Genomic DNA, 16,669 nt, shown 5'->3' on the forward strand with positions numbered 1-16,669 from the left:
TTTTTCAGGTAGCTCAAACAGATCAGGAGATAAAAACTAAAGATATCAGATGACAGAAAATGTTAAAACTTTTGTTTTCCTGATTTTGTTCTTATATTAAAGTTTTAAAGAAGTTTTAAAACAGGAGGAGACAACCACATCAACCTGTTAATTTTCAAATAGAAAGCAACAATAAAAGAGTGTAACACCTTTAATTTACCCTTTCCCGTTAAACTGATAACATATTAAAACCAGAATCGAGGGAACCAGAACAGATGCGACAAGTTCCGCTCGGGCAAACAGAAAAATTACTTACGGATGAAAAATATTGAATTAAACATTTTTCAGGCAACCTACCCAAAGATTTATCCGGAACGGGGTAAAATACTTATAGCCGATCCCTTTCTTCAGGGTCCCTATTTTGCCCGTTCCGTAATTCTACTCACCGAACATGGTGATGAGGGAAGCGTTGGTTTTGTCATTAACAAAGCAACAGATGTCTATCCCGACGAGGTAATCGACGATCTGTTCAATTTTAATGGCGAACTGTTTATTGGAGGCCCTGTTTCTTCCAATACACTGCATTTCATTCATACCTTAGGGGAAATGGTTCCCGGAGCCATAAAAATTACCGACTCCATATATTGGGGCGGTGACTTTGAACAGGTAAAGAAGATAATAAACAGTGGCAAGGCCGATGCGAGCGCGGTAAGATTTTTTGCAGGCTATTCAGGCTGGTCGCCAGGGCAACTGGCCAGTGAAATTGAAGAGGGCTCATGGATTGTATCCTCACTCGACGATAAGCAGATTATGTGCTCCAATGCCTCTACAGTCTGGAAAGAGAGCATGCAACATTTGGGCGATATATACAAAACATGGTCAAACTTTCCGACCAACCCTACCTATAATTAGTGCGAATCTGATCCATCAGCTTGCGGTATAAGTCGCCCGCATATTTTGAAAAGTATCGCCTTCCCCTAAATCCCGAAACCCAACGTATTCCACCAATGGCATTGGTAAGGAATATTTCATCGGCCTCCATCAACTCACGCTGGGAGGCACCCTGATTTTCAACCAGCTTTAGCCCTACCGATGGCGCAAGTTCCATTATCTGCTTTCGCATAACACCATCGATGCATCCTGTTGACACCAGCGGGGTGTATAAGGTTTGAGCTTTTATCCAGAACAAACTGGAACTTAATGACTCAATGATTTTGTCGTTACCATTTACAATCAGGCAGTCGTCCAAATCATTCTCACGGCAAAAAATGCCAGCCAACACATAAGGCACAGAACCTGCCGATTTAAATGGCGACAGTGGTGAATGAAGTTTCGGGAAGCCCTTATACACATCAATTAAAAGACCCTTCTCAGGGAGTGAGTAACCCGTTTCGGTAATCGGTGCGGTTTCGATAAGCCACGATGCCTGAAGTGACTCCGGGGTGTAAAGTCCTTCTCCTTTGCGAAATACGGTAAGACGGATGCGCACGTCATAAAACAGTCGGTTTTTAACTACCAAATCCGAAATCGAGTGCAACAACTCTTCGGCCGTAGGAAATCCTTTGATCAAAAACCGCATCACAGCCATTCCCTGAATGAGTCTGCGGTAATGCGTATCCCAAAACAATGGCCTTCCCTTATGGTAGCGCATGGTTTCAAAAATGGCGTCGCCATAACGAAAGCCCCGGTTAGTGCTTCTAAACAGCGGCACATCTACCGGTCTTAATACCCCATCATACACCAGATATTGTTTTGCATTCATCCCTCAGCCAAAATTAAAAAGGAAACAGCTGCCCCAAAAACACGTGAATCAATTTTGGCTCATATAACAAAGGAAAAATGAAACCATACACAGCACCAAAAAAATGGGCATCGTGACCTATATTGTCTGCTTGCTTCCGCGCCATGTGAGCTGAATACCATAAATAAAGGACACCGAAAATAATTCCGGGTATGGGGATGATGGCAAAAAGCAGCACCGGATTGTAAGGATCAAAAAAGATGGAAGCAAAAACCACCGCGGACACCGCTCCAGATGCGCCTATAGCATTGTAATAATGATTGTTTCGATGCTTAATAAGTGAATAAAGACTGGATACCGGCAACGCGGTAATAAAAAGAAGTAAAAAACGCAAATCATCAAATCCGGGCAAATAGTAGTTGAAATAAAACAGAACGGCGCCCCCAAAAGAGTAAAGCACGAACATATTGATTAGCAAGTGCATCCAATCGCCGTGAAGAAATCCGTGCGATAACAATCTCACATACTCCTTGCGGTGAATGATATGCCATGCGTTGAACTGGAACTTGGCCATTAATTCCGGACGGCTAAATGCCGCAATGCTAAATAAGCTAACAACAATGATGATAATAATGTGAATAGACATAATCAGTGTAAAATTTTATATACCAACTCAGTAAGCAATTCACCACTGGAAGCGCTTACGTTACCAAACCCCTTAGACTTCATATCATACTCGCGCAAAAGTGAAATTACCTCAGCCACCTTCACACCCGAATAGTTGCGGGCTCCCGTCTGATAATCGCCCACAAAGAACGGATTTATTTTTAAAGCCGAAGCCACTGCTGCTTTACTTTTGTCGGTAAGATAATAGTATGCCAGCAACTTACTGAAGTAGTTAAACAAAACACCTGTAATCGCAGGCACAGGGTAATCCTTTGGGTTGGCAGCAAATGCCCTCACAATTCTGTTTGCTTTGGCAACATCTTTCTGTATGAGTGCACTCTGCAACTCAAACGGGTTATACTCTTTGCTTATTCCAATGTTGCGCGACACATTATCGACGGTAATCATGGAATTACCGGGGCCAAGAGAAATCATGAGTTTCTCCACCGCCTGCACCAACTTCTCCAGGTCAGAACCCAAAAACTCGATGAGCATTACCGATGCTTTGGCTTCGATGGATAACCCTTTCTCCTTTAGATAGGAGCCTATCCAGGCACCCACCTGATTGTCGTAAAGCTTCTTAGACTCAAAAACCAGTGCTTGTTTTTGCGCTTTGAGAGCAGCAGAAACCTTGGAACGGCCATCTAGTGTTTTATACTTATAATTGATAACCAGAATTGTAGAGACCAGCGGATTCTTTATATAGCTCTCCAACATCTCTATTTTGTCGAGAAGTTGGGCTTCACGAACAACAATCAACTGGCGGGGAGCACCCATTGGGAAACGGCGTGCAGCGTGAATAAGATTGATTACATCGGTATCCTTGCCATACAGTATGGTTTCGTTAAACCCCCTTTCATCATCCTTTAACGCATGTTTTTGTATGGTTTCGGAGATTTTATCGATAAAAAAAGGCTCCTCACCATGTAAAAAATAAACAGGCGCATAATTCCCCTGCTTTACCTGCTGTATAATCTCTTCAAACTTCATTCGGGGATTTGATATTAATTCTCAAACTTCAGGTGTCGAACTGATTTTCCGTTGTTGATGATCTCTTTAAGCGCATTTACGCCTATGCGTATGTGACTTTCCACAAAATCGCGGGTTACACGTTTGTCACTCTCAGCTGTTTTAATACCTGTTGAAATCATTGGCTGATCAGACACCAACAGCAATGCACCGGTTGGAATTGAATTGGCAAAACCCACAGTAAAAATTGTAGCCGTTTCCATATCGATGGCCATGGCTCTGGTTTTTCCAAGATACTTTTTGAAACGTTCATCATATTCCCACACACGCTTGTTGGTGGTAAACACTGTTCCCGTGTAGTAGTCGCGACCGGAATCACGTATGGCGGTAGAGACAGCTCGTTGCAAGCTAAATGCCGGAAGTGCAGGCACTTCTGGTGGCAGATAATCATCGGAGGTACCATCGCTGCGAATGGCCGCAATCGGCAGTATCAAGTCACCTAGTTTGTTAATGTTCTTCAACCCGCCACACTTTCCCAGGAAAAGTACTGCTTTGGGATCTATCGCACTCAGCAGATCCATTATGGTTGCTGCATTAGGGCTTCCCATTCCAAAGTTAATGATGGTGATACCATTGGCGCTGCAACTGGGCATGTTTGAGCCTTCACCCAAAATGGGGGCATCATACCATTTGGAAAACATCTCCACATAATTGGTAAAATTGGTCAGAAGAATATAATCCGTAAACTGCTCCAAAGGACGCCCGGTGTATCGTGGCAACCAGTTTTCAACAATCTCTTGTTTTGTCTTCATATATAAATCTTTGATATACCTGTCTAAAAACACAATGCCAACAGTTGAATGCGCTTGAATCAGTAATTCACCCAATGAAGCCGGCACACTAAGATAACGGATTTTAATGATTTTGTCGTAATTTGCACCAAAATGTAGAAGATGCAACCACTAAGCCTTCCTCCCTTTGATGCTAGAATTACTGAAGAGAACGGAAAAAAGAGAATTTTCGATGTCATACGAAAAAAATACGTATCCCTCTCGCCCGAAGAGTGGGTGAGACAGCACTTTATCCATTTTTTACTGAGCATAAAATATCCTGCTGCCCTAATGGCCATAGAGAAAAATGTGACTGTAAACGGGTTGAAGCAGAGAGCGGATATTGTGGTTTATAACCGATTGGCTAAGCCAATGGTAATTGTTGAGTGCAAAGCACCTGGCGTAATTGTTGATAATACCACAATTGCACAGGCAGCTCGCTATAACATCAGTCTGGAAGTACCCTATCTGGTAGTTACAAATGGAATTAACAATTACTGTATCAGAGTTGACAAAACAACGGGCACATGGCAAATGGAAACGACTTTACCCGAATTCACTGCTCTTAACGCCCTCGGGGATTAATCAGCTGAAACATACACTCATCCTCTCTCCCATCCTTGGTTTTAAGCCACTCTTTTTTTACGCCTATCAGATGAAACCCTGCTGAACGAAAAAGCTTTAAACTGGCCTCATTGTGCGAAGATATGTTGCAATAAAGCTGGTGTAGTGCCAAATTTTCGAATACATACTGAACAAACAAAGAGAGAGCCGATGCAGCTATTCCCCGTCCCCGCCAGGCTTGATTAATCATAATTCCAATGCCTGCCCGCTGATGAAACGGATCAAAATCGAATAAGTCAATTAATCCTACTGGCTTCGGAGCTCCCGAAGTGATCTCTTCAACAATCAAGCGAAGTTGTTTGGTCTGATAAATATCAAGTGCAGCAGCTTTCACGTACTTTTCAAGCTGATGTTTGCTAAATGGGGTGAGTGTGTTACTCACATACCAAAGCGACATGTCATTTTCCCAGTGATATAAAATATCTACATCACCGGGTTCTAAAGCTCTAAGAGCCACACTATCATTTTTTATCATACTGCCCGATTACTCTTTCACAAGCACAATGGTTGGCAGGTAAAAAGCACGCTGCCTTGTGCCATACACATCGCGCAAAGGTATGGTAAATTCGTACTCATACGACCGGTAACCTTCCGCTTCTACCTCAATCCTGTAGTTTCGGGCAGAAGGGAGGACTGCTACCACTTTCCCGTTTAAAGGATTTGGTCGAAATACACCCATCGACTCATTGTTCTCCACATTATAAACCCGCACAACAGCATCTGCCAAAGGTTTTTCATCTATGCCATAAATATGAGAGGCCATCACAGCAAGAGAACGTTCATCTTCAACCGGAAAACTTATCAGGTACAAATCGGTAAAACCCATTCCACCCGGACGGCTCGAAGCATAGTAAACCCGCTGACCATCAGGAGTTGGCATGTAAAACAGGTCATCATCGGGCGTGTTAATCGGATAACCAATATTTTGAGCTGTACTCCAAACGCCATCATCGCTCATCTCACTGCGAAAAATGTCATATCCTCCCATTGAGTTGTGCCCTTCGGATGAGAAATATAAGGTGGTGCCATTGGGATGCAAGAATGGACTCTCTTCATCCAATGATGTATTGATTGCTGGCCCTGCATTGATGGGTTCACCCCAGTTTCCATCGGGTAAAAGATGCGACACATAAATGTCTTTCCCTCCATACCCACCGGGACGATCGCTCGTAAACCAGATGGAGTTACCGTCAATGGAAAACGAAGCGTGAGTCTCATTGAATGGAGATGTGATGGGTGGTGGTAAAATTTCAGGCTCAGTCCAGACACCGAAACGCAAGCGTGTCATATAAAGATTGCCTACGGCACCATCGCTTTGATAAAAGAGTAACGTCTGGCCATCGGAACTCACGCTCACTGTGGCGCGGTTGCCGAGGTAGCCGCCAGGAAGCTCCAGCAACTGTGCTGCAGTCCAGGCACCTTCGCGCCAGTATGAAACATAAATATTCTCAAAGTACCGGTTGGCATCATTGCTCATACCTGCAATTGGGCGGTTGGATGTAAAAAAGATAGACGACTCATCCAGCGAAACTACCGGGCTGTGCTCGTCATAGAGCGAGTTGATGCCCTGACCCAAGGTCTGAATCTCATAATTTACAGGATGTTTTATAAGTTCGATGGCGTTGACACTATACAAACGCTCGCGTTCAATAGCCGCAATCAATTGTCGTCTGGAGGAGGGAATCAATGGCTTAAGCTCATCAAAAAGTTTAATTGCATCCTCAAACCTATAGTTAAGATGTAATGCCTGACCCAGATAGAAGCGGGCCTCGAGTGCGCTTTGGGAAGGTCGTCGCTCAATTGGATAGAGCTCAACAGCCTTTTCGAGATACATGAGTGCGCTCTCACTGCCCCCCGGAACTGAAAGATAAGACGTGCCGAGCAGCAGATATACCTCGTCGGCAACCGGGGTGCGTCTGAGTAGAGGTTGTAACGTTTCAATGGCCTGAATGTATCGCTCGTTGGCAATTTGGGTCTGAGCCTGACGAATAACCCGTCTCTCGGCCATCAGGCCATCGGCAAAAAATACAATTAGAATGGCTAACAAGGTAAAAAAACGCATACGATATGTTTTTGCTGATTATGGTGGTTCTTGTGAAATATAAAAAGTTCTGAGCTATTGAAAATTCAAGCCTTCATAAACCATTAAAGGTAAAGATAAACCACGACATGCATAAACGGACAACATTTTTTACAAAACAACCCATTTCTTTTATTAATGTCAAGTACTAATTAGGCGGCGATTCCATTGTGTGACTCCAAAACAGACAAAAAACTGAATATTTGGCAGCATCCGGCAACCCACAAAATGACAAATCCATTCTTTAACTTACACCAAGTTATAATGCCGAGATTGTTATTGATTCGTAATTTGATAGTATTCAAACATCAATCTGAACTAAAAATGAAAGGTTGCAGTCGGTTTCGACCATGAACAGCAACTATCCGCTAGAACCATAAGGCAGACATAGAGATTAAAATCGCTTTACGATGTTGATTCTCTATTTGATTCTAACGGTTTCAAACTTTCGTTTAAACTACTGCATTGTTCAATCAAAAATTCATACTTTTACAAGTCAGGTTGCATCTGACAAAGCCAATATAAATCCTTTCACTTTCCATTTTAACCAAAAAAACAATGAAACAATTAATTTACGGTCTGTTTACTGTATATCTATTCCTGACCATGAGTGCCTGTTCCAAACCAACAGAGATTAAACTTCCGGCAATTTTTTCAGATAATCTGGTATTGCAGCAAAACAGCAATGCAGCCATTTGGGGCAAAGCCACCCCAGGCGCCAAAATTTCAGTTTCGGCCGACTGGGGAGCCAATGAGACTGCTGTTGCCAATTCCGACAGCACCTGGCAACTTACGCTGCCAACAACGGTGGCTGGCGGCCCATACACACTCACCATATCGGCCTCAAACACCGCTATAGAGATTAAAAACGTTCTTTTAGGTGAAGTATGGCTGGCATCAGGCCAATCGAATATGGAAATGCCGCTTTCCGGATGGTTACCCTACGACCCCATTCAGGATTCAGAAGAGACCATTGCCGCTGCCAATTATCCTGAAATACGCATGTTCACTGTGGTAAGAAGAGCCAGCGCCTTGCCGTTAGACGATGTAAAAGGCCGATGGGACGTGGCTTCTCCTGAAACAGCTGCACAATTCAGTGCCACTGCTTACTTTTTCGCCCGTAAGCTGCATGCAGAACTCGGTGTGCCGGTTGGAATTATTCACAGCAGCTGGGGCGGAACACCTGCCGAAGCTTGGGTAAGCGGAAAAATGCTGGCAATTGACCAGGATTTTCAGGAGGTAATCAAACAGCTCGACGCTTATGCGCCCGAAGAAAAAGCTTACCTCAACTGGCTTAAAGCACATAAAACCATAGATGTAACACTTCATCAAAATGGTACCGACCCGCTAACCGGCATTGACCTGTTTAACAGTTGGGCATTAAACAGTGCTCTGAACGCCTCAGACTGGCCGGTGATGCAACTGCCCGTTTTTATCGAAAGAACCGAGTTGGGTGATTTTGACGGCGCCATCTGGTTTCGCAAAGAGGTTGAAATCCCTACTGAGTGGGAAAATCAAGAATTGACACTTAGCCTTGGCCCAATTGACGACCGTGATGCGACCTGGTTTAACGGCGTGCATGTGGGTTCTACCGATGAGGAAGGCCTTTATCAACAAAACCGGGTGTACACCGTGCCTGCGAACCTTGTAACAGCAGGCAAAGCAGTGATTTCCGTGCGTGTGGTGGACAATCGTGGTGGTGGCGGCATATATGGTGATGCAGCTTTACTTAAGATACATCCGGCAAATACACCCTCAAACAGCATTTCGCTTGCCGGTGAGTGGCAATACAAAGTAGTGGCCGAGATACATGGCGAAAGCCTCTACGTTTTCGACCCTGAAACCAATCAGTTTGACCAAAGACCAGAACGTACGCTCATTGTAGGGTCACAAACGCCATCGGCTCTTTTCAATGGAATGATAGCGCCACTTGTGCCATTTACGCTTCGCGGTGCTATATGGTATCAGGGTGAGTCAAACGTTGGCCGCGCCAATCAGTACATGCGACTAAAATCGATGCTGGTAACAGATTGGAGAAAACAATTTGACAATGAAACAATGCCATTTTACTATGTGCAAATTGCACCATGGCGTTATGGTGATGCAGAAGGCACCGCGTCGGCCAACCTGCGCGAAGCCCAACGCAGAATGCTGGTGATACCAAACACTGGCATGGCTGTAACACTCGACATTGGCAACGTGGATAATATTCACCCCGCCAACAAGACAGATGTAGGTGAGCGATTGGCTTTATGGGCTTTGGTTGGACAATACAATCGAGCAGTAGCATTCAGCGGACCTGAACCTGAAGCAGTAACCATCTCCGGCAATGAACTTACCATCAGCTTTAGTCATGTGGCAGGTGGATTGGAACTGCGAGCTGATGTTCCCAATCAGTTTGAGTTAGCTGGGAACGATGGCGTGTTTCATCCGGCAACAGCTGTTATAAAGGAGGATAAAATTGTATTAAAATCATCAAAAGTAGCTCAGCCAGTGAGCGCTCGGTATGCCTATCGCAACGGCTCAGTTGCATCTTTGTTTAACAAAGTCGGCCTGCCTGCACCATCTTTTAGCACCGAGAATGAAATACCAAACTAAAACACTTTAAGAATACAAAGGGGCTGCCGAATGATACATCGACAGCCCCTTTTTGTTTATATAAATCTGCCAATTAGCTTCAAGGCATTAAACAACGCAAGTAGAGACTCTTATCGACCTCAAAGTTTGCATTCTCCTACTCGCCCACTGTATCGAATCAAAACGATAGACCACTTCGGGGACGCCTTTTAACTTTCGACGCCCCACATATACAAACCCAACTTTTTCAGCCAGAGAAATGGATGCTTTGTTTTCGGGATGTGACACCAACCGCATTGTTTGGCGTCGGGTCTCATCCATATTCTCGAGCAAACCCATTACAGAGCGCACCGCATAGCCCTTACCCTGAAAATCGGGATGAAAATGGTATCCCAAATAACAATATTTCCGCTTACTATCAAGCGTTATAACGCCCATCATCTTATTATCATAACGTGAGGCTACTGCAAGCTCAAGAAAAGCACTATTGTCATGATATCCCTCAATACGCTTCATTTCCCCAGCCAAATCCTCACGGCTAATAGGCGTATAATCGTCAAAACGTGCAACCTCGGGATGGCTGTATAACGCCAAATAAGATTCCGCATCAAAACCATTGATGCTTCGCAAACAAAAGTCACTGAATTCTATGTACATATTTCTTTATACGAGGATGCGAAATTAATGCTAATCCGCAATAAAACAGTGTGTGACTGCAAAAAAATACCATCAATTTTACTTGCCAAACCGAGAGCCACCGTGATTGGGTTGCTCACACTAATTCGCTTCTGAACCAAGAACAGATATGCCTGAATACCAAGTTACCGGATAATCATGCAATCCAAAGCAAGGAGTTAACTGAATGATAATTTTTGACACCGATTTGAACCATTGAAAACAATTGATTGTTTAACCATAATAAAAATTAGAATGTATATCACACTTTTTTTGTATGAAATTTTGAGTAAAAAATAATCTATATAAATAATGAGTAATGACTATCAAATCGTTTAATTAATTCTAACCATAAAATTTTAAAACATGAACAGACTATTATCATTCACATTAGTTGCATTGATGCTATTCACTGCATGTGGACAGAAGAAGATTGAGAACGATGAAGAAGGAGTGCCTTCTGCCGATAAAAAGATAAACTTTACGCTTTTAGGGCATCAGTTTACCTATAATAAGGATAGTGAGGAGAACCCGGAGGTAGATATAATAAGCACTTCCGAGAACTCTTGGATTTTCCAATTTAATGCGCATAATCCGGCCACTCAAACCATGGCACTTCTAAACTATATGGTAAATGACTTTGTACTGACCAACCCATCCGGAAGTCAGGCAAACGTGGATCATGCCACATTGCACCTTGGATCAGACATGGAGAACCCGCCATTTCCAATGGAGTCTAATTGGGATAGGGGGACTGCGCAAATCAGCATCACCAAATCGGAATATGTGAAAAGTGATGGCGGATTAGGTATATACTATGACTATTATCTGGTGAGCGGAACATTTTCAGGAACCTTTACCGACATTCTGGGTGAAAACGAAATCACAATACAAAACGCAACATTCTCCGACCTGGTCTTGATGCATTTGAAGGTTTCGCAATAAATAATTGAATTACCAGATGCACTGGTGCTCAGAAAATACAACACCCATCGGCTAAATTAATTGACGCCGATGGGTGTTGAAGTAGTAAGGCATTAAATATACCAGATGTAATGCTTTTGAATTGTATAAGAGAACTTAATTTCAACGCAATAAACTTTTTTCACGGTTCTGATTATTCATCTGAAAAACTAGAAACAGGCAAACTCAATTGTGATAGATAATACTTTCCTGCTAACGATACTGTTGAATCAACAACATTAATAGAAAATGATTCAAAAAAAGATGAAGTTGCTCCATAAACCATAGAGCGACGAGACAGAGTTGCAGGTTGATTAACACAATCGGTAAAAACTTTACGGTTCTCACTTAAAGCTTGCATTATGCTCATCATAACTGCAACAGAATCACTACCTGCTATATAAGTGCCAGAAACAATATTTTCATATTTATTCCCGGTTGTATATTGAACCTTTCCACTAACTGTCCATTTATCTATCAGCACATAAAGTGGTTGTAACTCGCAATTCATCTGACTTATAATGTGAGAACTAACCATATCTTCACTCTCCTTTGGATATTTATTCAATGGTAATATTCCAACTGATAAATTCCAGATAAACATACCAACAGCAAAATAAAAAACATCTACACGGGTTTGAATATTGAGTGAACTTAAAATCATGGCCAGCAATACAGGTAGGATAACCATAAACTCGGCATTACCATGGGATATGAATGCAAAAATAAAATGAAAAGCAAAAACCAGAATATGGGTAAAAACAATGGGTGAGAGAAGACTCTTTTGAGCAAATCGAAATCGAATAAGAAATAGAATAAACCCAACAGTCATCAATATAAATCCAAAAAAGGCAAATCCCATGAATAATTTGTTAAATACAAACAGATTTGGAATATACCCATGAACTTGAATAAACGTACGAATAAAACTTATTGGCGTCAAAATGAAGTTGATCACCCCAAATTCAACATTCACTTGCTCGTATTGATAATAGTCGTGCAAAACAAACTCAATGAAACCATTAACGGTAAGCGGTATATTGTAATAAAAAACCATTACCAATACATATATCAAGGGAACTGTTAAGGCCGGAAGAAAATAATACAATGAAATGCGGATGGATTTTCTATGCAGATATACTCCAAATAATAGTCCAAACCACCAGAAAAAATGTATTTGATGAATTAATGCAGCAAATGCAGATAAAAAACCGGCAAGCCAAATAAAAGCAATCTTCCCGGTGTCAAAAAACCACTTCAGAACAACACTGGCCGCCATTGATGCTACAATGGGCATCATGTAAGTTTCATTCTCTGTTGCATAACGCATTATACCCCAAGACACCCCTGCAAACAAAAGCCAAAAAACACGGTTAGCAACATTTACCTTTAGCTGCCAAAGAAAAACATTCAACAGTACTAATACCAGGAATGCACAAAATGCATTCATTACTTTTAAAGCAGACAATACATCAAACTCTCCAAATAAATTTGCCAGTTTGACCCAGTACCATCCAAAAAGGTTATAAAATAAATGGTGATGCAAAAAAAGATTTGTTCCATCTTTTATACTTACTGCATAATAAAAAGCATCCAAAGAACTGTTTGCCACTGGGAAATAAAGATAGATAACAAACAAAAACAGACAGATAAAAAAAGGAAGACGATTAGCTGAAAATGGGTTAAAGCTAAAACTATTCATAATTAATAAAGATTTACTTCACTTAAAATCCACATTTAATTTCAACCTTAATAGCAAGCAGAAAGCCACAATAGAAATCATATTAATAAAATCCACCCTAGCATTACACCTAATTAAAATTAATTGTATGTAAAGATAAAATTTCAGTTGAGAAATGACCTCCTAATCGGAGTAAGTAAAACAAAAAAAATCGTCCCCGTTAAAATAATGCATGAAAAGTTCCGGAGGAACGATAAATTTTATAAAGGCGGATTTCAATCCGGCTTATTCACAACCTAATGCGTTTCGTAATTCCATAGGAACGAAACACATAACTGCGTTTTATAAACGAGTTTGATGAACACAAATGGATTAAAATCCATCCTTACAATATAAATACGAGCCTATGGCTCTTAAACAACCTTATAGAATAAGCTCCTAAACAAAAGTTCCGGAGGAACGATAAAATTGTGAATAAGCCGGATTTCAATCCGGTTTATTCACAACATAATGCGTTGCGGAGTTTCGTAGGAACGATACATATAACTTTAATACCGAACACAGTTCTTTTTATTCTCGTTTGTGCAAACATTACAAAATCACCAACTATTCCAACGCAGCAATTCCGGATTCCACTTATCTTTTGGTTTATCAATTCCGGTGGGATGGCCAATGGCGATGACATTCAATGGAATAATATGTTGTGGCAGACCCAGCTTCTGTTTAACAAGCTCCTCACGGTCAGTGATTGGATGAACGCCGGTCCACACTGCGCCAAGTCCCATGCTCTCGGCTGCTAAAAGGATATTTTGAGTTGCAGCCGAACAATCTTGAACCCAATACGCCTGTGCATCGTCGGGAAGCGCTTTATGAAGGTCGCCACATACCACAATTGCAGCGGTTGTCTGCCTAAGCATTTGGGCGTAGGGTAACACATCGGCCAGATTATCGAGCGTAGCCCGGTCGTCGATGGCAATAAATGCCCACGGACGCTTATCCACCGCCGTTGGTGCCGCCATGCCACTGCGAACAAGCTCAGTCAGATGCTGCCTGGACACGCTTTCTCCGGTAAAATTCCTAACACTCTTTCGATTATAAATAGTTTCGAGCGTTTGGTTGGCCTTGCTTAATTCAGGTAAAAATGATGGTTCCATATCATCCATAAATACTTTATAAATATCGCTTTGCTTGCCCAGCATCGGCCCAAAACCGTAGTATGAATTTCCCTCATAACTAATGGGCTGCAATTTTTCAACATCCACACTGCCATCGCTTTTAAGAAACTGAGGGTCTATCTTAGTATCGATTACAGTGCCTATGAATTGAACGTGCGAACCCAGATTAATAGTTTCGGTTACTTCTAATTCAATAGATATTGGAAACTCCTTGATATAAGGCGCATTTACGTACTCACCTCTTATCGGCGTAAGACCCAAAGCTGCAAATTTATCGCCATCTCTACCCGATATATTGCCGGCATAATCCATGTGAGCCATATATTTTACAGATGGCACATTTATGGTAAAACTTTTGGTGGCCATAATATTGCCAAACGACAGTGTAGCAGGGCGCAACGAAACACCTATTTTCAACGGATGCGAATTAACAATTCCGGCCCAGGCCGCCGTCATGATGTTTGGCTGACCATCCTCACCATAAGTGCCAATTACAAGCGCAGGCTTTGGCATAATCCATCCGCGTACACCAACAGAAATCTTGTCGCCAGCCTGATTGTCATCTATATTTCCCTGCTTTACAACAGCACTATATAATGGGGTTTCGACATGTACAGACTCCTTTCTCGTCTGAATCTGATAAACCAATACAACAATAACTACTGCAAGTATCAGGTTTAGCAACACTGGGATATTTTTCATAATGGTTAGTTTAAATATTTTTTTGGAGGATTATTTTATTCTGGGCTTGACCGGTTCAATGGTATCGAGTGCACAGCCGGTAGGACAAAACTGACACCATGGGCGGTTAAAGAAAACGGACAAAAGGATTATCAACACACCAAAGAGCAGAATTAGCTTTGAGGCCACATTGAAGGAAAACGCCACAAACGGTTCCATGCTCCCCAGTGGCAGAGAAAAGCCGAGAATCAAGGCTACCCATATAAAAGTAAGATAAATCAATCTCAATTGAACTTGCGAAATCCTCATGTTTAGTGACCGCTTCTTTAGAGGCGACAGCTTCGAAACAAGCATTTGCAGAGCACCCATTGGACACAGATAGTTGCAGTAATACTTGCGGTATCCCATCAAACCCATGACAATTGCCAGGATGAGGATGAGGACCAGTTCATAATTGGTTTGCATTGGTAAACCATTAACCAACCAATTGTGCATCACTCCCACCGAGAGCATTTGCTTAAACCAGATGCCCAACAATAAAAGCACAGCTGTGAGATAATAGAAGTAGTATTTTTTGAGTCTGCTTCCAAAAACAAACAAAAAGGAAACAAGCACCAACAAACCAGTGAGAACCGATTGCAATACCCGTATGAAAGACGCAGTTTGAATATTTGCAGCCACATCAAGGTAATTACCCACAGTCAAATTAAATGTGTTTATAATTGCGGTACTGCTGCGTGTGGCGCCCGATGCCGCATCCACTTCTAAGGTTAACAGCTCTTCACCAACAACAAATTGGTTCCAGCTTTGCAAAAGGTTTTGCTTGTGAATGTACTCAAGGTACTCGTTGGTTTCGTTATTCGCCAAAAGATAAACACCGGTAATTACACGTTTATCCGTCATTGCAATCACAATTGGCACATGTCCTGAGTATCCCGAGTAGCGCGCATCAAAACGCTCGGACACCAAACCGTATCCCAAAAAAACGCCCTCCTCATTAAAAAAGGAGAAACTTCTGTCGTTATTCTCTTTAAACGATGTTGCCTGTGGAAAAGCCTCTTCAAAGTCAGCTATTGTAAACGCTTTCACATCCTCACTTTTAAACCACTTAAACTCAGCACCGCCACGTATGGCCACTGCCGCTAGCAAAAGCAATAAAGTGAAATAGTTTATAACATTTTGAAAGGATAACTTCTTCATTATTATATCGATAGTGTTTAGAGATGGTTGGTATTGACTTAAAAGTAAATCAAAAACCGGCTGCAAATATATGCAAAAGACAATCGCAGGCTTTATGGAGGTGTGGCTATAACATTTTGTTAACAGTATGAGGATATTAAACACTACGTACATTTTCATCAACAACAAGTTGCAAAAAACGATGATTCATCATACACCCCCGTTCATACGGAACAATTACAGCATCTGACATTTCATCAGAAAATTTGCCTGATTGGGAAAATTCTGCGGAAAAAACGACAGAAAAAAGCACTAACCCGGTCAATTTGACACAATTATGGCAATGGAATGGATTTTGAAACCATCCTTACAAAGAATGTTTAACCTTAAAAATGGAGGAACAAGCTATGACACTCGCAAGATTTTCAAACAGGCTTCCATCGTTGTTCGACCATTTTTTTGACAACGAAGTATTTGATTGGTCGAACCGGAATTTCTCTACTACTAATACCACGCTCCCTTCGGTGAACGTAAAGGATACAGCAGATGCGTATGTGGTAGAAATGGCAGCACCCGGTTTCACAAAAGATGACTTTAAAGTGGAGCTTAACCAGAGCATTCTGACCATTTCATCGGAGAAAAAGGAAGAAAAAAAGGTTGAAGGTGAATTCACCCGCAGGGAGTTCAGTTATCAATCTTTCAGCCGCTCGTTCACACTTCCCCGCGAGGTAGATGCGGATAAAATTGCAGCCCGCTACGAAAATGGCATTCTACACCTCAACATTCCAAAAAAAGAAGAGGCAAAGCCAAAACCCATAAGGGTAATTGACATTAAATAACAAAAAAACA

15 protein-coding genes are annotated in these 16,669 nt (G+C 41.9%); 5 read left to right on the plus strand and 10 right to left on the minus strand.

Going from position 1 to position 16,669, the window contains the following annotated elements:
* Positions 1–297 precede the first annotated feature (297 nt).
* The gene (locus ALKIM_RS0103755) at positions 298–891 is read left to right on the plus strand and encodes a YqgE/AlgH family protein (protein WP_026473478.1); all 594 of its coding nucleotides are present in this window, start codon (positions 298–300) and stop codon (positions 889–891) included.
* Here ALKIM_RS0103755 and ALKIM_RS0103760 read toward each other — a convergent pair.
* The 4 genes from ALKIM_RS0103760 to ALKIM_RS0103775 are packed head-to-tail and all read right to left on the minus strand — an operon-like array spanning position 878 to position 4,167.
* Positions 878–1,741 (minus strand): aminotransferase class IV, encoded by an 864-nt coding sequence (locus ALKIM_RS0103760; RefSeq protein WP_026473479.1) that lies wholly within the window; start codon positions 1,739–1,741, stop codon positions 878–880. The genes ALKIM_RS0103755 and ALKIM_RS0103760 overlap by 14 nt on opposite strands.
* 13 nt (positions 1,742–1,754) lie before the next feature.
* Positions 1,755–2,366: a rhomboid family intramembrane serine protease gene (locus ALKIM_RS0103765; RefSeq protein ID WP_026473480.1), complete on the minus strand. Its 612-nt coding sequence runs from the start codon at positions 2,364–2,366 to the stop codon at positions 1,755–1,757.
* 2 nt (positions 2,367–2,368) lie between these two features.
* Complete coding sequence (holA, locus tag ALKIM_RS0103770; protein WP_026473481.1) at positions 2,369–3,376, minus strand: DNA polymerase III subunit delta; 1,008 nt, start codon at positions 3,374–3,376, stop codon at positions 2,369–2,371.
* A 14-nt stretch (positions 3,377–3,390) separates the two neighbouring features.
* Positions 3,391–4,167 carry an AMP nucleosidase gene (locus ALKIM_RS0103775; protein WP_026473482.1) on the minus strand — a complete coding sequence of 259 codons (777 nt, stop codon included), beginning with the start codon at positions 4,165–4,167 and terminating at the stop codon, positions 3,391–3,393.
* A 141-nt stretch (positions 4,168–4,308) separates the two neighbouring features.
* Here ALKIM_RS0103775 and ALKIM_RS0103780 point away from each other — a divergent pair, with 141 nt between their 5' ends.
* Complete coding sequence (locus ALKIM_RS0103780) at positions 4,309–4,770, plus strand: type I restriction enzyme HsdR N-terminal domain-containing protein (protein ID WP_026473483.1); 462 nt, start codon at positions 4,309–4,311, stop codon at positions 4,768–4,770.
* Here ALKIM_RS0103780 and ALKIM_RS0103785 read toward each other — a convergent pair.
* Together ALKIM_RS0103785 and ALKIM_RS0103790 are read right to left on the minus strand one after the other, a co-directional pair.
* On the minus strand, positions 4,751–5,284 hold the full coding sequence (locus tag ALKIM_RS0103785; RefSeq protein WP_026473484.1) for a GNAT family N-acetyltransferase: 534 nt from the start codon (positions 5,282–5,284) through the stop codon (positions 4,751–4,753). The genes ALKIM_RS0103780 and ALKIM_RS0103785 overlap by 20 nt on opposite strands.
* Positions 5,285–5,293: 9 nt before the next feature.
* The gene (locus ALKIM_RS0103790; protein WP_026473485.1) at positions 5,294–6,871 is read right to left on the minus strand and encodes a tetratricopeptide repeat protein; all 1,578 of its coding nucleotides are present in this window, start codon (positions 6,869–6,871) and stop codon (positions 5,294–5,296) included.
* 576 nt (positions 6,872–7,447) lie between these two features.
* Here ALKIM_RS0103790 and ALKIM_RS0103795 point away from each other — a divergent pair.
* Positions 7,448–9,487, plus strand: a complete 2,040-nt coding sequence (locus ALKIM_RS0103795; protein WP_026473486.1) for a sialate O-acetylesterase — start codon at positions 7,448–7,450, stop codon at positions 9,485–9,487.
* An 87-nt stretch (positions 9,488–9,574) separates the two neighbouring features.
* Here ALKIM_RS0103795 and ALKIM_RS0103800 read toward each other — a convergent pair whose 3' ends face one another.
* On the minus strand, positions 9,575–10,123 hold the full coding sequence (locus ALKIM_RS0103800) for a GNAT family N-acetyltransferase (protein ID WP_026473487.1): 549 nt from the start codon (positions 10,121–10,123) through the stop codon (positions 9,575–9,577).
* A gap of 384 nt (positions 10,124–10,507) precedes the next feature.
* Here ALKIM_RS0103800 and ALKIM_RS0103805 point away from each other — a divergent pair, with 384 nt between their 5' ends.
* Entirely contained in the window at positions 10,508–11,086 is a 579-nt protein-coding gene (locus ALKIM_RS0103805; RefSeq protein ID WP_026473488.1) for a hypothetical protein, read from the plus strand.
* Between the two features lie 172 nt (positions 11,087–11,258).
* Here ALKIM_RS0103805 and ALKIM_RS0103810 read toward each other — a convergent pair whose 3' ends face one another.
* From ALKIM_RS0103810 to ALKIM_RS0103820, 3 genes are all read right to left on the minus strand, one after another.
* Positions 11,259–12,806: a hypothetical protein gene (locus tag ALKIM_RS0103810; protein WP_026473489.1), complete on the minus strand. Its 1,548-nt coding sequence runs from the start codon at positions 12,804–12,806 to the stop codon at positions 11,259–11,261.
* 578 nt (positions 12,807–13,384) lie between these two features.
* Positions 13,385–14,662, minus strand: a complete 1,278-nt coding sequence (locus ALKIM_RS19515; protein WP_084555793.1) for a flavin reductase — start codon at positions 14,660–14,662, stop codon at positions 13,385–13,387.
* A gap of 30 nt (positions 14,663–14,692) precedes the next feature.
* Positions 14,693–15,841 carry an FMN-binding protein gene (locus tag ALKIM_RS0103820; protein ID WP_026473491.1) on the minus strand — a complete coding sequence of 383 codons (1,149 nt, stop codon included), beginning with the start codon at positions 15,839–15,841 and terminating at the stop codon, positions 14,693–14,695.
* Positions 15,842–16,227: 386 nt separating this feature from the next.
* Between ALKIM_RS0103820 and ALKIM_RS0103825 the strand changes: the two genes are divergently transcribed.
* Positions 16,228–16,659, plus strand: a complete 432-nt coding sequence (locus tag ALKIM_RS0103825) for an Hsp20/alpha crystallin family protein (protein ID WP_026473492.1) — start codon at positions 16,228–16,230, stop codon at positions 16,657–16,659.
* The last annotated feature ends 10 nt before the right edge of the window (positions 16,660–16,669 follow it).

This window comes from Alkaliflexus imshenetskii DSM 15055 (genome assembly GCF_000517065.1).
In the GTDB taxonomy this organism is placed as follows: Bacteria; Bacteroidota; Bacteroidia; order Bacteroidales; family Marinilabiliaceae; genus Alkaliflexus; species Alkaliflexus imshenetskii.